The following is a 16,206-nucleotide window of genomic DNA, read 5'->3' as shown; positions in this document are numbered from 1 at the left end:
AAATCTGTGAAATCAAATTAATCTCTGAAATCAGCTTCTAAATAGGTTCTACTAAAAATAACGGTTGATCGTATTCTACTGGTGAAGCATTATCAACCAAGATTTTAACGATACGACCAGAAATTTCACTTTCGATTTCGTTAAAAAGTTTCATTGCCTCGATAATACAAACTACTTTACCTGTGCTAATTTCGTCGCCAACATTAACAAACATTGGTTTGTCTGGGCTAGCCGAACGGTAGAAAGTACCGATCATCGGAGATTTGATGGTTAAGTATTTTGAAGTGTCTTCTGCAGCTGGTACAGCAGGTGTTGCTGCAACCGGAGCAGTAGGAGCTGTAGCAACAGGGGCAGCAGCCTGTACAAGCGGAGCCTGTGGTACGGTAGCATGCACAACTGTTGGTGCTTGGTTTGTTTTGATCGTGATTTTGAAGTTTTCCTGCTCAATAGCAACTTCATTTACTCCAGAACGAGAAACAAATTTAATCAGTTCCTGTATTTGTTTGATATCCATTTTTTAGGCTAGTTATGTAAAAAATAGTGTTTATTGAATTAACTAAGTTATACTTTTTTTGTTTTATTTTTTTATTGCTGAAGGCCATTAATCGGACTCCGGACTAAGAACTTCTGACTAGTTAGTGTCGTAAGCCCATTTAAGGTATACCGAACCCCAGGTAAAACCACCACCGAATGCAGCTAAAACGATGTTGTCGCCTTTTTTCAGTCTGCTTTCCCATTCCCATAAACATAAAGGAATTGTGCCGTTGGTTGTATTTCCGTAACGTTCGATGTTGATCATTACTTTATCGGTGGTAACGCCCATGCGGTTGGCAGTAGCATCGATAATGCGTTTGTTCGCCTGGTGAGGTACTAACCATGCCACATCATCGGCAGTTAAGCTGTTGCGTTCCATAATTTCGGCAGCAACATCGGCCATATTGGTTACCGCAAATTTAAATACTGTTGGACCTTCCTGGTGTGCAAAATGTAATCTGGCATCAACAGTTTCATGTGTTGCCGGCATCACCGAACCACCTGCTTTCATGCCTAAGAAATCTCTTCCTGCACCATCTGTTCTCAGGATAGAATCCTGAATACCAAAACCTTCTTCGTTTGGCTCTAATAAAGCACAACCGCAACCATCACCAAAAATGATACAGGTTGTACGGTCTTCGTAGTTGATGATTGACGACATTTTATCGCCACCAACCACTAAAACTTTCTTGTGTCTTCCCGATTCGATGAACGATGCACCTGTAGAAAGCCCGAAAATAAAGCCAGAACAAGCGGCCTGTAAATCGTAACCCCAGGCATTGGTAGCACCGATTTTATCAGCTAAAACGTTTGCTGTTGCAGGGAAAGTAAAATCAGGAGTAGTGGTGCAAAAGATAATCAGTTCAATTTCTTTTGCATCAATTCCTCTCTTTTTAAGTAAACCGTTTACAGCGTGAACAGCCATATCAGAAGTACCTAAACCTTCTCCCTTTAAAATTCTACGTTCTTTAATTCCCGTTCTGCTGGTAATCCATTCATCCGAAGTGTCAACAATGGTTTCTAACTCTGCGTTTGTAAGCACATAGTCGGGAACGTAACCATTTACTGCTGTAATAGCAGCGTGAATTTTACTCATTTTAAGAATTTTAATAAATTATTTAAATGCCATTCTAATTTTTTCTACTAATCCAGTGGTGATCATTTCCCTGGATTGCAGAACCATATTTTTAACAGCTAAGGGACTGGAAATTCCATGTCCGATAACAACGGGAGCGTTAACACCTAAAACCGGACTTCCACCGTATTGTTCATAATTAAAACGATCGAAGAATTCATCTTTAAGTCCCTTTTTAATGGTCAGTACATAAAACGATTCTGCTAATTTTAGCATTACATTTCCGGTAAAACCATCACATACAATTACATCTGCTTTATCGTTAAATAAATCTCTTCCTTCCACATTACCAACAAAGTTGAAGAGGTTGGTGTCTTTCATTAACGGAAAAGTAGCCATGCTTAACATGTTTCCTTTCTCATCTTCTTCGCCAATATTCATCAGGGCTACTTTCGGATCGTTTATCTGCAAAAGATTTTCTGCATATAAACTGCCTAAAACGCCAAATTGTAGTAAAATATCGGGTTTGCAGTCAGCATTTGCACCTACATCTAACAGTAAGCCAGTGCCGCCTTTAATTTTCGGAAGAATGGTACATAAACAAGGGCGGATAATGCCCGGGATGGTTTTAACGCTAAAAACTGCGCCAACCAACATGGCTCCAGAGTTACCAGCACTTGCGAAAGAATCGATTTTACCTTCTTTTAAAAGGTTAAAACCAACTGCTATGCTCGAATTTGGTTTCTGAACGATTGCTTTGGTGGGATGTTCGCCCATACCAATTACTTCATCAGTATGAACGTATTCAAAATGATCTGGATTAAAACCTTCTTCTGCAAGAATGGGTTTAATCTGTTCGGTATCGCCAATAAGAACTAAATGCTCTCCAGCGTTAAGCGATTGATGAGCAGCTATTGCTCCCAAAACAATTGCTTTGGGAGCATAGTCTCCGCCCATTATGTCGAGGCCTATTTTCATAGAAAAAATCTGTTTGTGTTAAGTCAGGTGTAATCCTGAATTTTTCAGTTGACTAAGGTATGACTAAAGCCGCTGAAAACACAAACAATTTTTTAAGAAAATTACCCTATCTGAGTATTTTCGATAACCAGTTTGCCGTTGTAGTATAAGTTACCATCAACGTTGTAAGCACGGTGAGGTACGTGAATAGCACCTGTTGCCGAGCATGTTGCTAAAGAAGGAGTAACAGCTTTATAGTGTGTTCTTCTTTTATTTTTTCTCTGTTTCGAGATTTTCCGTTTTGGATGTGCCATTGGTGTATAATCTAATTATTTTTTTAACTTATTAAGGGCTTCCCAACGTGGGTCGCTTGTTTGTTCATTTTCTTCAGCCTGCTTCTCGATCGATAATTGATTTAAACGATCAATCATTTCCTGATCGCAATCTTTATCTGCCTGCTCGCAGTTTTTGATATAAGGTACCGCTACGTTAATCATCTCGTATAAAGGACCAGATATATCAATCTCGGTATCTTTACGGCTTAGCGAAATAATTTCTTCATCGTCGCTCTCTAGTTCATCTTCAGCAAACTTTACAATCTGCCTTTCATAAAGATTTACCGGTAACGAAAACTCAGATAAACATTTATCGCAATCTAAATTTACCGTACCAATAACTTTGAATTTTAGAAGCAACATGGTCTCTTGTTTCTCAAGTTCCAGGTCTACTTTTAAATTTCCGCTTTTAATTAACGAATACTCAAATGCATTAAAAAAGCGGTCATCAAGCTCATAATCAAACTGATGAGTTCCCAATTTTAATCCGGTAAACGGTAATGAAAATTGTTTTAGTGGGTTCAAAGTACTGTAAAATTTTAGCCTGCAAATGTAGGGATAAAATAATTAGATTAAAAATGTTTTTTAAAAATTGTTGATGTTAATCGAACAGGTTTTCAGAATGTTAATTGAAATACTAATTTTTTGAAAATCAGTTTCATTGGTTTTAATTAGTTGCCCAAGCTCAAATAGTTATTTGAGGCTAACGTTCTCAACCAGGTATTTTGTTTCAAAACCATTCACTTTGCGCATTTTTTCAGTGATCTCCAATGGATAATATTTTGAAAGTATTTGTTGATTTCTAATGATAGAATGAAATGGAGCTATTATTTTGTCCGTCACCCATAATTCTCTTTCAATTATCATTTCAGTCGTTTGAAATTCTGTATTATCAAATTTTTCCCGATACACATAGGCTACTTTAAAGCAATTGTAGCCCTTTATGAGTTTATTTTCGGTTTTGCATTCTTTTAAGGAAATTATTTCTTCGCTTTCAAAATAGTCTTCAATTTCTTCTGAATTAAAGCTATTATAAACTAAATGGTCAGCATAGTTAAAATTAAATCTTTCTATTTTGTTGCTTTGATCCCCTATTACAAAATTGACTATTTTATCTTTTTGAAATTCATCAGTATTTTTTTCCTGAAAATCTGTTTTGAAGATTTCTTGTAACAATAAATTTTTAAGGGATTTAATTGTATTATTTACTATTGAAGTGTCGACTGCCTCATTAACATTTCTTTTTTCTGCTATAATTTGAGTTTTTATAGAATCAAGAAGGTTATTGACGAATAGTACAGATGTTCTATTGAAAGAATTTGTATCTGTAATTTTTGATTGTTTAACGTATGTAACAATACCTATTTTTTGTGATGGTATATTTTGGGCTCTAACTCTGTTTATTAGGATTAAGCCTGTAAATATGAGAAGTAATTTAAATGTTTTCATGCGAGCGTTTTGTTATTAAGATATCATCTCTCTTGTTAGTCGGGATTTGTAATCCCGACTTAGAATAAAGGCTTTTTATTCATTAAGTGGATTGTAAATCCACAGTCCATTGAGCCGAGATTGCAAATCTCGACCAACAAAATTACTGATCAGCCAATACCATTTCTTTGTTATTCCTGCTCCATTCGCTCCACGAGCCAACATAAAGTTTAGGAATTGGTAAGCCTGCATAATCCATTGCCAATAGCGTGTGGCAGGCGGTAATGCCCGAGCCGCAGTGTACAATTACATTTTCGGGTTTAACGTGTGCCAGGGCTTCAGCATATTTTTCTTTCAATATTTCGGGAGCGAGGAAAGCACCTGAAGCATCTAAATTTTCGGTATAGGGAATATTTGCCGCACCTGGGATATGGCCTGCAATTAAATCGATCGGTTCAGTAAGGCCTGCAAAACGGTTGGCATCGCGAACATCAATCACGATGTAATCGTCGGTTTTGGCTACTTTTTCAACTTCGTTGATATCTGATAGTGGCAGGTTCCAGGCTGTGATTTCATATTGCTCAACAGATTTTGGGATTTCTATTTTATCAGTTGTTGGGAAGCCCGCTTTAACGGCTGCCTGAAAGCCTCCGTCAATTACCTGTACCTTTTTATGGCCGATAGCTTTAAGCATCCACCAGAGCCTTGCAGCTGCGTTACCACCGTTTTTATCATCGTAAACAATCACATGGCTGTTTTTGGTAATGCCGAGCCGCTGTAAAACAGCTGAAAAATGCCCGAAAGTAGGTAAAGGATGTCTTCCGCCCACCGCAAAATCTACGATGTTAGCTAAATCGTTATTTACATCGGCAAAGAGGGCACCGGCGAGGTGTTGTTCGTCGTATCTGGCTTTTGACCCGGCACTGGCATCGATAATTACGATTTCATTGTCTTGGTTTAACCAGGTTAATTCTGCTGGTTTTATGATAGGTGATTGTGAATTCATTTTGATTTTTGTCCTTTTAATATCTTTTTTATCTGATCTTCTTCTGATTGGTTAGACAGCATGGTTCTGCTACACTGATCCGTCCAATAGGTATTGATGTCTTTTGATTTTCGCTCAAATTTGCTTGACATGAATGTCATGTCGTGGTTGGTTGCATATACAATATATTCGTCGCCGATTTGAAAGTTAAAGCCACAACTTGCGCTCATTTTCGGAGTGATCATTGTGATAGTGTCTGAGGAAATTTTTCCTTTGTAAAACTTGTTTATTTTGATTTTCACCACTGCCATTAAAATCCTATGAGCCATTACATAATGAATGTTTGTGGTATCGCTGGTTTTTATTGTGCTTATATCAGAAAGGTTATGTGTTAAAATTTTTGAAATAACTTTCCCCTTCATTACAATCTGCGCACCGTTAATAGCCTGCTTTGTTGTGATTTCATAGCATGTACAAGCAAATGCCTGTATATTGATTAGGCATAACAAAGCAATTATGAGTTGGAATTTCTTCATTTTACATCATTATGCTTTTTTAATAATGCCACAATACCCAAAACTGGACCAATAGCCAAAACCATATAAAGATAATGGGAATTTATTTCTTTAGCTAACAGATTAATCGCCTGGATACTAATAATTGTGATGGCAAAACCGATACAATTTACTAGGGTTAACGAAGTTCCCCGAAGGCTTTCGGGTGCATGTTTGGCAATTAAAGAAGAGAACAATGGCGAATCTGCTGTGCCGGAAAGGCCCCAGCAAAATAAAAATATAAGAAAAGGATAAACCGAGCCGCTGAATAAAAAAACAGGAGAGAGCAAGCAGCATAGGCCAGATAGGCTTAAGGCAATGGTGGCAATCCGTTTTGCGCCAAATTTTTGGGAGAGCAGACCACCAATCATGCAGGATAGGCCCCCTGATGCGATAATTAAGAAGGAAAACAGTGGGATATTTAGCGTAGCATGAGTATGTGTAGTATTGTATAGCAGTAGCATGCCAGGTAAAAATGCCCAAAAAGTATAAAGTTCCCACATGTGCCCGAAATAACCGAAAGCAGCAGATCGAAAATGCGGATTTTTGAAGCCATTAAAACAAGAATGGAAATTAAATTTTTGCCCGACAGTTCTAAACGGACCATTGGGTACAAACAATAAGATTGCTAAAGCGCCAGTTACAGATAAAGCAGATGTAGCAAAGATTACATATTGCCAGGCAAAATTTGCTGTAAATGTTTTTAACAAATGCGGAAATGCAGTGCCAAGTACCAATGCACCAACTAAAAAACCTAAGGATTTTCCCAGTCCATCTTTAAAGTAGTCGGAAGCTATTTTCATACCAACGGGGTAGATTCCAGCCAGCATAAAACCGGTTAAAAAGCGAAAAAGCAATAACAAGTTTACCTCTGGTAATTCCAGACAGATGCCCAGGTTAAATAATGCAGCAGCTATGCCGCAGATAAAGAATACTTTTGAAGGTGAAAAAATATCGGAAATGGCAAAAAAAGCGAAAACTAATGTTCCACTGATGAAGCCAAACTGCACCATGCTGGTCAGATTGGCCAGCAGATTAGTTTCGGTAGGGAAGTTTTTAACAATATCGGGTAATACCGCATTGCCTGCAAACCATAACGAAGTACAAAGAAACTGCGCAATAACAATTGTGGGGAGAATGTAACTGGGTTTTTTAGTGCCGCTCATTTTAAATTTGATGCACAATTTTAACTAAAATAAACCTGATAGAAGTGGAAATCCTTTTTTGTTGCAGTAATTTAACAGCACAGCATGGCAATCACAAAAAAGATTGTAACGCATAGCAGGGCTTTCGGAACCGATGAAAAACAGGCATTGCTTTAAAAAAAAAATTGACCACCTAAGACACCTTAATACAGCTGAGTTTTCAATAAGTCAGGTGTCGGGTGTCCGAAGTCAGAGGTCAGGTGCGCGATTTGCAAACCTTCCACCTTTCTACCCTCAGCCTTCTACCTTAAGAAGCATCATCCTTAATGTCAAACTGTGTTTCAACCACTTTACCGCCTGTGCGTAATTGATTGCCCAACATTTCTTCTTGTTCTCTACGGTTTTTTACAATGTGGATGGCTGAGAATAAAGCTTCGGTAAATGAAGTCGAATCCGCTAAATCTTTACCCGCAATATCGTAACCTGTTCCGTGATCGGGAGAAGTACGAACGAAATTTAAACCAGCGGTATAGTTTACGCCATTATGGAAAGCCAGTGTTTTAAAAGGAATTAAACCCTGATCGTGGTACATGGCCAAAACTGCATCAAACTGTTTGTAGCTGCCATTGCCGAAAAAGCCATCAGCCGGGTATGGACCAAAACAAACGATACCTTTATCGTAAGCTTCCTGAATAGCTGGTGTAATAATTTCTGCTTCTTCGGTGCCTAATAAGCCATTATCGCTGGCATGTGGATTTAAACCCAGAACTGCGATTTTTGGTTTTTCGATCCAGAAGTCTTTTTTTAAACTTTCGTTAATCAGCTTTAATTTGCTGATAATTTTTTCTTTTGTGATTGAGGTCGGAACGTCTTTCACCGGGATGTGACCAGTTACCACACCCACGCGTAAATTTTCGCTGATTAAAAACATCAGCACATCTTTACTGCCGCTTTTTTCCTGCAGGTATTCGGTATGGCCGGGAAAAGCAAAAGTTTCTGATTGAATGTTATGTTTATTGATCGGAGCCGTAACCAGTGCATCGATATCGCCATTTACCAGATCGGCTGTGGCACGCTCTAATGATAAGAGGGCATATTTTCCGCCGGTTGCCGTAACCTGACCCAATTCGATTTTTACATCTTCTTCCCAGCAATTAATCATGTTTGCCTTTTTTGGCTGTGCCTGGTTGGCATGGCTAACAACATTAAAACTAAAATCGCCCAGGTTATTTGCCTTTCTATGAAAAGATGAAACCTTGGTGTGGCCATAAACAATTGGAGTACAATAATTTAAAATGGCAGGATTGGATAATGTTTTAATGATTACCTCTAAACCTATACCGTTCACGTCGCCTATACTGATGCCAATTTTAAGTTTATTGCTCATAATTACTGGAAAATTTTAGCGCAAATTACTGATTTTCGTTTAAACCCTTTAAAAAAAATGAAACCGCAAAGTACGCAAAGTGATTTGCAAAGAAATAATAAGCCTATCTTTGCAAAGAATTTTAATTTTTAAAGCCCCTTCAGGGGTTTGGGGTATGAGTTTAGTAAAAGCGAAAAAACATTTAGGTCAACATTTTTTAACCGATAAAGGCATTGCCAACCGCATTGTTGAGGCTTTGGTAAATACCGATAAATATAAACAGGTTTTAGAGGTAGGGCCTGGAATGGGGATCTTATCTGATTTTTTGTTGCAGCGTTCAGACTTAGAAACTTATCTGATTGATATCGATACCGAATCTTTCCATTTTTTGAATGAAAAATACCCTCAGCTTGGCGACCGGTTGATTAACGGTGATTTTCTGAAACTCGATTTCGATGCTATTTTTCCAGGTCAATTTGCCATTATTGGCAATTTTCCATACAATATCTCTTCTCAGATTTTATTTAAGATTTTAGATAACCGCAACAAGGTTGTAGAAATGGTTGGGATGTTCCAAAAGGAAGTTGCCCAACGTTGTGCTGCGCCTGCGGGTAACAAAGAGTACGGGATTTTAAGCGTGTTTCTTCAGGCTTATTATAAAATTGAATATCTGTTTACGGTTAAACCGGGTACATTTAATCCACCGCCAAAGGTGCACTCTGCAGTAATCCGTTTAACCAGAAATGAAGTGGAGACTTTAGACTGCGATGAAAAATTATTCTGGCGGGTGGTTAAAGCAGGTTTTAACCAGCGGAGAAAAACTTTGCGTAATGCGGTTTCTGCGGTAATGCCTAAAGATAAAATGGACGATCATATCTACTTCGAGAAGCGTGCAGAGCAGTTAACCGTGGCCGATTTTGTAGCCTTAACACAACATGTAACTAAATTGATGGCGGTTTAGTGATGTAATCGTCATCCTGACCTGTAGCGCAGCGAAAAGCTACAAAGTAAACCCAGCCTTAAGCGGACTCACCGAAGGTAATTTATTTCGAGACCTTTTTTAAGCGCGAATGTTATAAATATGAAAAGCAGGTTTCTGTTCATTTCGGTTGCAGCGGTCCCGCTATCCGCTTCAAAGCCTTGGTTCGTTCCTCACCTTCGTGTTTTGCGCTCCTATCGGGTTTAATCAAAAATGGGACACTACAAAAATCAGCATTTATACGATCATAGAATTCTTTTTCTTGCCAGCTGAAACAGCTGTGTAATCCCAAAATCTGTGCAATTAATCGCCTGCGTTTTCTTGCAAATCCGTGATTATTTTCATTGAATTTCTCCTTTCCTTTGCGCTGTAATTTTAGGAGATCTTATGATAAATTATCGCGAAATTTTTGAAGAACAAGGCATTGACTATTTAACCTACCGTGCATTGATTGACCAACTTCTGTTAGAGGGAAAGGCTACTGGTGATGTAACTTACGATTTGCACTATACTAAAATGAATGTGCAAAGGATGAGTCGTGTGGATAAAACGATCAGCTTAACTGATGAGTTGATTTCAACCATTGATCACCTTAAGGAAAATTATAAGTTTTTAGTAATTACTGAAGGGTGGTGTGGCGATGCTGCTCAGATTGTTCCAATATTTAATAAAATCGCAACGGCCTCATTAGGTAAAATTGACCTGAAATTTGTGCTTAGAGATAAAAATCTGCCATTGATTGATGCGCATTTAACCAATGGAGGAAGAGCTATTCCGGTTTTAATTGTGTTAAATGAATCAACAGACCAAGTTTTAGGAACCTGGGGTCCAAGACCACAAATTTTGCAGGAGCTTTTAAAAGAGTGGAAAAAAGAAAGTACTGATATGCCAATTTTAGCCGAAAAACTTCATGGCTGGTACGCTAAAGATAAAACGCAGACTACACAGGCTGGATTAAATGAACTTTTGAAGGGCTTGGAAGGGTAATACCTGGCTGCGTTTTTTGTAGCTCGTCACCCTGAACTGAGCCTTGGCGAGCTCACCGCAGGTAATTCATTTCTGGGTCTATGTTGCAGGAAAGATGCTGAACCAAGTTCAGCATGACGATTCGCCGGGAAATAGCCTTAATCAACAGAAACCGTTAATCCCTCTTGCTGTAAAATTTTACGGTAAACTTCCATTTCGGTAAATGAGCCTTCCAAAACAGGGCATTTTCCATCATTATGTACTTTCCAGGCAATTTTTTCGGCCTGCGATTCGTTATAATCGAGATATTTCATCATGCAGTAAATCACATGATCGAAAGTATTGATATCATCATTCCACAAAATAAGGCGATGTACGGTTTTTAGGGAAGTTAAAATTTCTTCGAGCGTAAAGGTCTCTTCTTTGGTTTCTGTAGACATGGTGCAAAAATAACTATTTTTATGGAAGATGTAATAGTTTTAATGTAAGATGGAATAGGTAAAATGGATGAGGTGCAGTAACATAAGTCCATACAACATCTTACATCGTACATTTTACATATTCTTCCGTCCCTTTTAATACATTTGTTAACCAAATAATATACGAGTATGCACCAGTCTAAAATAGCCGGAATAGGTTACTACGTTCCGAAAAATGTATATACCAATGATGATTTAAGCCGTTTTATGGATACCAACGATGCCTGGATCCAGGAACGTACGGGTATTAAAGAACGTCGTTTTGCCGATCGCAATGAGGAAACCACCACCACCATGGGCATCGAGGCGGCCAAAATTGCTATAGAAAGAGCCGGGATTACCGCTAAGGATGTCGATTTTATTGTTTTTGCTACCTTGAGTCCCGATTATTATTTTCCGGGATGTGGGGTGCTGTTGCAGCGAGAAATGGGGATGGGCGAGATCGGTGCTTTGGACATCAGAAATCAATGTTCTGGTTTTGTATATGCACTTTCTGTGGCCGATCAGTTTGTAAAAACGGGCATGTATAAAAATGTGCTGGTAGTGGGGAGCGAGAAACATTCGTTTGCCATGGATTTTGAAACACGAAGCCGTAATGTATCGGTTATTTTTGGTGATGGTGCTGGTGCTGTGGTGCTGCAACCTACAGACGAGCCGGGGAAAGGAATTTTAAGTACACATTTACATAGCGATGGTGCCGATGCCGAAATCCTGGCCATGTATTATCCAGGCGCTCATGCCAATAAATGGTTGAAAGATAAACCTGCCTATCCTGAACAGGAATTAGGTGGATTATTTATGACGCAGGAAATTTTAGACAGTGGCGCAGCTTTGCCATATATGGATGGTCCGTCGGTTTTCAAAAAAGCAGTGGTGAAATTTCCTGAAGTAATTAAGGAGGCCCTTGCTGCAAATAACCTAACGGAGAAAGATATTGATATGTTGGTGCCACATCAGGCCAATTTGCGTATCAGTCAGTATGTCCAGCAGTTATTGGGTTTAAATGATGATCAGGTTTTTAATAATATTCAAAAATATGGCAATACCACGGCTGCTTCTGTTCCGATAGCTTTATGCGAAGCCTGGGAAGCTGGCAAAATTAAAGATGGCGATCTGGTTTGCCTCGCTGCATTCGGATCAGGCTTTACCTGGGCCAGTGCGCTGATTAGGTGGTAGTTTTAAGGTTTAGGGTTTAGGGTTTAGGGTTTAGGGTTTAGGGTTTAGGGTTTAGGGTTTAGGTAAAATAGTCAGGCAAGTTAGGATAAAATAAGTAATTGTCTCATCAATATAAATTCGTCATTTCGAGTGAACCCGATAGCTATCGGGTGCAACTAAGCCGAGAAATCTATTAAATAGATAAGTGTTGTGCTGCAAAGTTTCACTGTTTTATGTTTTCCACCATTAAGGAGTTAAGGACATTAAGGTTTGTCGCATGGTTCTTAACTACCTTAACTTCTTAATGGTCAAACGTGACTATTGCGTTTTTGGCCTGATAAAATCTCCCAGATAACTGCATTCGCCAGCTGCAACAGCATAAAAAGGCGTTTTTGCATAGCTAAACCTTAATTCTTTAAGATAAGGGTTGTTATAATTTGCCTTGATAAAATTTCTCCATTTCACATCTTTTTTATCGTAATAATAAAATGATAGCGGATTGGCATTCATGATAATCTGCTTTTGCAAACATTTAGCCAGCATAAAAGTACATTTTGCCTTAAAATCGGCATTGGTACTTAATGCCCTGGCTTTTAAATACCAGGCTTTTGCCGTTTGCGCTTTTTTATAATCGCCATCATATACATATTTTGCAGGATTGCTGTTGTCGTATGATGACCAGTCGTAACTGATTAAAAACCAGCTGTTGCCATAATAACCAGTTTGATAAACAGCATTGGCCATTTTGTAATAATAAAGCGCAGCGTTCTTTTTATCGCTAATGCTTAATTTCTGTAAGCGGAGCATTTCGGCCGCAAAAGCTTTTTTGGTAATGGATGCTTTCGCCGTTACATACTTTTTCGGATAATCGTTTATCGTTTCGATGAAAGGATTCGCATAAAGTTTTGCGTTAGATTCATCTCCATACCAGTTCTCTGGATTGAAGTATTTATAGTTTGGAGAAACCTTTGCAAACATTTGAACAGCCTTATCATACTGATGTGTGCGCAAGTAAGTTGTGCCAAAAAGCTCATAAAAATCATCATTTTTAAGTTGGTTTAAGGCCGAAGCTAACAAAGCGGTAACATCATTACCTGCTGCTTTTGTTTTGTAAACGGCCAGACCCTGCATACTCTTCGGGCTTAAATTTTTCTGCCAAAAAGCAATGCTTTGATAACTCATATTCTGGAAAAGCGAATTCTCTTTTAAGGTTTTGTATTCCAGGTCGCCTTTAACCATGGCTAATGCTGCTTTTGCGGTATCGCCCATACTCAAATAAGCTGGAGCCAATAACTGCTGATAAAAGTTTCTGGTCGTTCTGCTAAAGCGTTTGCTGGCACGATCAGTATCATAATAATATGGCCCTTTTGGTTGCTCACTGTTTTCTGCAAAACGTTTTTCATCAAGCCATTTTAAGGTCGGCAATAAATCATTCTCATTAAAAGGATTTCCTTTTTTGATGTTTTTGGCCTTGATCAATAAATCGGTGATTCGATATTGGTCGCGTAATCTTTCTGGTAATTTATCTGGTTTTAATATGGCCAGGTAATTTGAGGCTAAGAAATCTTTATTCTCCATCCATGATAAATAAGCGGCGGTTAAGGTACCCAGTTCAGGCTGAGGATATTTCTTCTCCGTGGCTAGTTTTACAGCAAAATTCCTGATTTCATTCAGGTGTTTTAGGTTAATATTTTTTAAACTGTCTTTATATTTCGGATTGCCATTATCAGAAAAATAATAATTATAGCCAATTTTGGCAATATCGTTTGCCTCGATAAGATCCTGCTCTAATTTGTTTACTTCGCGCACCAGCAGCGTGCCGTTAAGCTGGCTTTTCGGTTCGTACTGATAAACTTTATTCAGGCTTTCTATACCCGAATCAGCATCACCAAACCCGTTTATTGCCCAAATATTGGCTTTCTCGTTATTGGTCTTCGCATATTTCAATGCCCCATTAACGGGCGAACTGGTGTAATAATAATTTTTATAGGCCTGCACTCGTCGTTCTGGATTACTCGCAAAAACCTTCGAGAATAAAAAGGCCGATTCTTCAGGATTGCCCAACCTGCGGGTCGATCCGGCATACAGTGCCAATGCCCAGCCCTTAACCGAGCTGTTGAGCTTGCTTGTTTTAATATATTTCTCGTAAGTTGATTTACTTTCGCTGTGATAACCGGCAAAATGGAACATACGTTGCGATTGGTAAGCATAACGTAGTTTCAGGAAATCGTCTTTTTCAGCTTCTGTTAATTTCAAAGCTTCTTTGGCTTTTGAGCCCATCGTTGTGGTGTCGCGTGGTTTTGGATCCCAAAGACTAAAATCTACATTGGCCAGCGGTTCGCAGCTTTTGGCGAATTGATAATACTTTAAAGGTTCTTTACGTTTGCTTAAGGCCTGGATAAAACTGTTCTGTTGTAAGCTATCCGGTAATTGAGAAAGATTTCCATCAAAATTCACCAGTTTTACATCAGTGGCACTGTCGGTTTTGTACATTACTTTTAGCACATCCTCTTTTTTTACATTGAGGTATTTTGCCCATTCACGGCTATTGATATCAGGCTCGCTTTCTATATCCGTTTCACTGTTCAGGTAAACCATCTGGTTATAGGCGAAGGGAGAATATTCATCTCCTTCAATATTGTTGTGGAAATAAGAAATGTAATAATCGTAGGGATCTATCTCACCGCCACAGGCAAGATTGACGGCAATTTCGCCGAAAAAAGTAATCAGGAATACACTAAAAATTAGCGATAACTTTTTGAAGGTCTTCATGGGTAAAATGTTTTAATAGGTCGGTGTCTAAATGGTAGAAAACAAGATTCCGGTCTCTGGGGGCTAAATATCGTGATAAAAATTTAGAGGTATATAGTAAATCTTCAGGAGAAATCTGTTCCCATCTTACCACATCGCCCTGTTTTAATCCAGCTGCGGGATAATCAGCCAGCAAGTCGTATAGAATGGAATTTCCCCTCTGCTTAAAAAGTTTTTTATCCTCGATCTGGACTTTGCCAATCCGCTTGGAAATACCAGCGTATTGTTCGTTCCTGAATACCACTGCCCATTCGAAAATGGGTAAGGCTACATCAAGTGCTAAGGGATATTGCTCCAGATAATCTTTGAGGTAAACATCCATTTCGTGCTGATCCAATATCGAATTCTGTTCACCGTATTTACGCAGGTTACCCATGTTGTAACACATTAACATGCCTTTCTCTACCGGGGGAACCCCGCTCGACACCATATTTTTGATTTGATGCAATCGCAAGGTTACCGAAATGGTTTTGCCCTTTAAAAGTGGGTTATCCATTAATTGCGCTAAAAATTTAAAATACCTGTTTCTGGTGCCTTTGGTCCAATCGCAATCTATCTGAAGCTCTTGGTAATTTTGTTGTCCAGACTGTTTTACCTTAGCCTCCACAAATTTAGCAATGCGATTGGCCATCACCGCTGTTTGCAGGGTGTCAATCTTGTCAAAAACCTGGTTTACGATAAATACAACAGGAATAATATGAACCTGTTTAGGTAAAGGATCTGAAAATTTAATCGGCGAAACAGGCACTGGGAGTTGCAGATCGGGATTAAAATCTACATCCATAATCCGTACGTACAAAGATTTCGACTTAAATTGATCGAGATAACCGGTTTCTGCTTTTTTGTTTTTATAATCAGTTTTCCAATAATAAAAAGTTGGATGAACAATTGATTTTTGCCTGCAACCAAAGAAGAGAAATACAGAAACCACTAAAATACTTATCTTGCGCATATCAATTTTATTGAGCAAAAGTAGTATAAAATGCGAGCAGTTTTACAAAGAGTTACACAGGCAAGTTGCACGGTTGATGGCGTGGTAACAGGAGCAATTGAAACCGGATTTTTAGTGTTGTTGGGTATAGAAGATGCCGATACTTTAGAGGATTTGGATTGGCTGGCGCAGAAAATTATCGGTATGCGTGTTTTTGGAGATGAAAACGGATTGATGAATAAAGCACTCGCCGATGTTGGTGGCGACATCCTGCTGATTAGCCAGTTTACATTATTCGCCTCAACAAAAAAAGGGAACCGTCCGGGTTTTACGAGGGCTGCACGACCAGACATCGCCATTCCGCTGTATGAGAAAATGATCGAGAAATTATCCGGATTGTTAGGCAAAAAAGTAAAAACAGGGATTTTTGGGGCCGATATGAAAATCGCTTTATTAAACGACGGTCCGGTTACGATATTGATTGATACGAAGAATAAAGAATAGCT

General features: G+C 38.8%; 17 protein-coding genes. 4 read left to right on the top strand and 13 right to left on the bottom strand.

Features of this window, described 5'->3' with window-relative positions; genetic code table 11:
* Window positions 1–37: 37 nt before the first annotated feature.
* The 10 genes from accB to pdxA form a co-directional block, all read right to left on the bottom strand.
* Complete coding sequence (accB, locus tag AC04QZ_RS21825; RefSeq protein ID WP_086547983.1) at window positions 38–514, bottom strand: acetyl-CoA carboxylase biotin carboxyl carrier protein; 477 nt, start codon at window positions 512–514, stop codon at window positions 38–40.
* A 117-nt stretch (window positions 515–631) separates the two neighbouring features.
* The gene (locus tag AC04QZ_RS21820; protein WP_086547982.1) at window positions 632–1,630 is read right to left on the bottom strand and encodes a beta-ketoacyl-ACP synthase III; all 999 of its coding nucleotides are present in this window, start codon (window positions 1,628–1,630) and stop codon (window positions 632–634) included.
* Window positions 1,631–1,648: 18 nt separating this feature from the next.
* Complete coding sequence (gene plsX / locus AC04QZ_RS21815) at window positions 1,649–2,587, bottom strand: phosphate acyltransferase PlsX (protein ID WP_086547981.1); 939 nt, start codon at window positions 2,585–2,587, stop codon at window positions 1,649–1,651.
* A 101-nt stretch (window positions 2,588–2,688) separates the two neighbouring features.
* Window positions 2,689–2,880 (bottom strand): 50S ribosomal protein L32, encoded by a 192-nt coding sequence (gene rpmF, locus AC04QZ_RS21810; RefSeq protein ID WP_025143959.1) that lies wholly within the window; start codon window positions 2,878–2,880, stop codon window positions 2,689–2,691.
* Window positions 2,881–2,895: 15 nt separating this feature from the next.
* Complete coding sequence (locus tag AC04QZ_RS21805) at window positions 2,896–3,426, bottom strand: YceD family protein (RefSeq protein ID WP_086547980.1); 531 nt, start codon at window positions 3,424–3,426, stop codon at window positions 2,896–2,898.
* 168 nt (window positions 3,427–3,594) lie between these two features.
* Entirely contained in the window at window positions 3,595–4,350 is a 756-nt protein-coding gene (locus AC04QZ_RS21800; RefSeq protein WP_478359461.1) for a hypothetical protein, read from the bottom strand.
* Between the two features lie 142 nt (window positions 4,351–4,492).
* A complete protein-coding gene (locus AC04QZ_RS21795) occupies window positions 4,493–5,335 on the bottom strand; it encodes a sulfurtransferase (RefSeq protein WP_478359460.1) in 843 nt (280 codons plus the stop codon).
* Entirely contained in the window at window positions 5,332–5,850 is a 519-nt protein-coding gene (locus tag AC04QZ_RS21790) for a hypothetical protein (protein ID WP_478359459.1), read from the bottom strand. The genes AC04QZ_RS21795 and AC04QZ_RS21790 overlap by 4 nt, the downstream gene beginning before the upstream one ends.
* On the bottom strand, window positions 5,847–7,034 hold the full coding sequence (locus AC04QZ_RS21785) for an MFS transporter (RefSeq protein ID WP_478359458.1): 1,188 nt from the start codon (window positions 7,032–7,034) through the stop codon (window positions 5,847–5,849). The genes AC04QZ_RS21790 and AC04QZ_RS21785 overlap by 4 nt, the downstream gene beginning before the upstream one ends.
* A gap of 286 nt (window positions 7,035–7,320) precedes the next feature.
* Window positions 7,321–8,400, bottom strand: a complete 1,080-nt coding sequence (gene pdxA / locus AC04QZ_RS21780) for a 4-hydroxythreonine-4-phosphate dehydrogenase PdxA (protein ID WP_086547976.1) — start codon at window positions 8,398–8,400, stop codon at window positions 7,321–7,323.
* A gap of 154 nt (window positions 8,401–8,554) precedes the next feature.
* Between pdxA and rsmA the strand changes: the two genes are divergently transcribed.
* Together rsmA and AC04QZ_RS21770 are read left to right on the top strand one after the other, a co-directional pair.
* Window positions 8,555–9,340, top strand: coding sequence for a 16S rRNA (adenine(1518)-N(6)/adenine(1519)-N(6))-dimethyltransferase RsmA (gene rsmA, locus AC04QZ_RS21775; protein ID WP_478359567.1), 786 nt, complete (start codon window positions 8,555–8,557; stop codon window positions 9,338–9,340).
* A gap of 405 nt (window positions 9,341–9,745) precedes the next feature.
* On the top strand, window positions 9,746–10,345 hold the full coding sequence (locus AC04QZ_RS21770; RefSeq protein WP_478359457.1) for a thioredoxin family protein: 600 nt from the start codon (window positions 9,746–9,748) through the stop codon (window positions 10,343–10,345).
* 137 nt (window positions 10,346–10,482) lie between these two features.
* Here the strand turns inward: AC04QZ_RS21770 and AC04QZ_RS21765 are convergent, their stop codons facing one another.
* Entirely contained in the window at window positions 10,483–10,764 is a 282-nt protein-coding gene (locus AC04QZ_RS21765) for an ATP-dependent Clp protease adaptor ClpS (RefSeq protein WP_029274160.1), read from the bottom strand.
* A 168-nt stretch (window positions 10,765–10,932) separates the two neighbouring features.
* On the opposite strand from AC04QZ_RS21765, the gene AC04QZ_RS21760 reads away from it, so the two are divergent.
* Window positions 10,933–11,979, top strand: coding sequence for a 3-oxoacyl-ACP synthase III family protein (locus AC04QZ_RS21760; protein ID WP_086547974.1), 1,047 nt, complete (start codon window positions 10,933–10,935; stop codon window positions 11,977–11,979).
* 297 nt (window positions 11,980–12,276) lie between these two features.
* Here AC04QZ_RS21760 and AC04QZ_RS21755 read toward each other — a convergent pair whose 3' ends face one another.
* Both AC04QZ_RS21755 and AC04QZ_RS21750 read right to left on the bottom strand, forming a co-directional pair.
* Window positions 12,277–14,730: a hypothetical protein gene (locus AC04QZ_RS21755; protein ID WP_478359456.1), complete on the bottom strand. Its 2,454-nt coding sequence runs from the start codon at window positions 14,728–14,730 to the stop codon at window positions 12,277–12,279.
* Window positions 14,696–15,721, bottom strand: a complete 1,026-nt coding sequence (locus tag AC04QZ_RS21750) for a hypothetical protein (protein ID WP_478359455.1) — start codon at window positions 15,719–15,721, stop codon at window positions 14,696–14,698. Before AC04QZ_RS21750 ends, AC04QZ_RS21755 begins: the two co-directional genes overlap by 35 nt.
* Before the next feature lie 30 nt (window positions 15,722–15,751).
* Between AC04QZ_RS21750 and dtd the strand changes: the two genes are divergently transcribed.
* Window positions 15,752–16,204 carry a D-aminoacyl-tRNA deacylase gene (dtd, locus tag AC04QZ_RS21745; RefSeq protein WP_478359454.1) on the top strand — a complete coding sequence of 151 codons (453 nt, stop codon included), beginning with the start codon at window positions 15,752–15,754 and terminating at the stop codon, window positions 16,202–16,204.
* Window positions 16,205–16,206: the final 2 nt, after the last annotated feature.

This window comes from Pedobacter folensis, from assembly GCF_056490665.1.
The sequence above is the reverse complement of the archived record's forward strand: the minus strand, read 5'-3'. Positions and strand labels throughout refer to the sequence as shown.

Excerpts from the sequence above, each read along its gene's own strand:
- accB (WP_086547983.1), bottom strand. The coding sequence starts at position 514 with ATGGATATCAAACAAATACAGGAACTGATTAAATTTGTTTCTCGTTCT.
- AC04QZ_RS21820 (WP_086547982.1), bottom strand. The coding sequence starts at position 1,630 with ATGAGTAAAATTCACGCTGCTATTACAGCAGTAAATGGTTACGTTCCC.
- plsX (WP_086547981.1), bottom strand. The coding sequence starts at position 2,587 with ATGAAAATAGGCCTCGACATAATGGGCGGAGACTATGCTCCCAAAGCA.
- rpmF (WP_025143959.1), bottom strand. The coding sequence starts at position 2,880 with ATGGCACATCCAAAACGGAAAATCTCGAAACAGAGAAAAAATAAAAGA.
- AC04QZ_RS21800 (WP_478359461.1), bottom strand. The coding sequence starts at position 4,350 with ATGAAAACATTTAAATTACTTCTCATATTTACAGGCTTAATCCTAATA.
- AC04QZ_RS21795 (WP_478359460.1), bottom strand. The coding sequence starts at position 5,335 with ATGAATTCACAATCACCTATCATAAAACCAGCAGAATTAACCTGGTTA.
- AC04QZ_RS21790 (WP_478359459.1), bottom strand. The coding sequence starts at position 5,850 with ATGAAGAAATTCCAACTCATAATTGCTTTGTTATGCCTAATCAATATA.
- AC04QZ_RS21785 (WP_478359458.1), bottom strand. The coding sequence starts at position 7,034 with ATGAGCGGCACTAAAAAACCCAGTTACATTCTCCCCACAATTGTTATT.
- pdxA (WP_086547976.1), bottom strand. The coding sequence starts at position 8,400 with ATGAGCAATAAACTTAAAATTGGCATCAGTATAGGCGACGTGAACGGT.
- rsmA (WP_478359567.1), top strand. The coding sequence starts at position 8,555 with ATGAGTTTAGTAAAAGCGAAAAAACATTTAGGTCAACATTTTTTAACC.
- AC04QZ_RS21770 (WP_478359457.1), top strand. The coding sequence starts at position 9,746 with ATGATAAATTATCGCGAAATTTTTGAAGAACAAGGCATTGACTATTTA.
- AC04QZ_RS21765 (WP_029274160.1), bottom strand. The coding sequence starts at position 10,764 with ATGTCTACAGAAACCAAAGAAGAGACCTTTACGCTCGAAGAAATTTTA.
- AC04QZ_RS21760 (WP_086547974.1), top strand. The coding sequence starts at position 10,933 with ATGCACCAGTCTAAAATAGCCGGAATAGGTTACTACGTTCCGAAAAAT.
- AC04QZ_RS21755 (WP_478359456.1), bottom strand. The coding sequence starts at position 14,730 with ATGAAGACCTTCAAAAAGTTATCGCTAATTTTTAGTGTATTCCTGATT.
- AC04QZ_RS21750 (WP_478359455.1), bottom strand. The coding sequence starts at position 15,721 with ATGCGCAAGATAAGTATTTTAGTGGTTTCTGTATTTCTCTTCTTTGGT.
- dtd (WP_478359454.1), top strand. The coding sequence starts at position 15,752 with ATGCGAGCAGTTTTACAAAGAGTTACACAGGCAAGTTGCACGGTTGAT.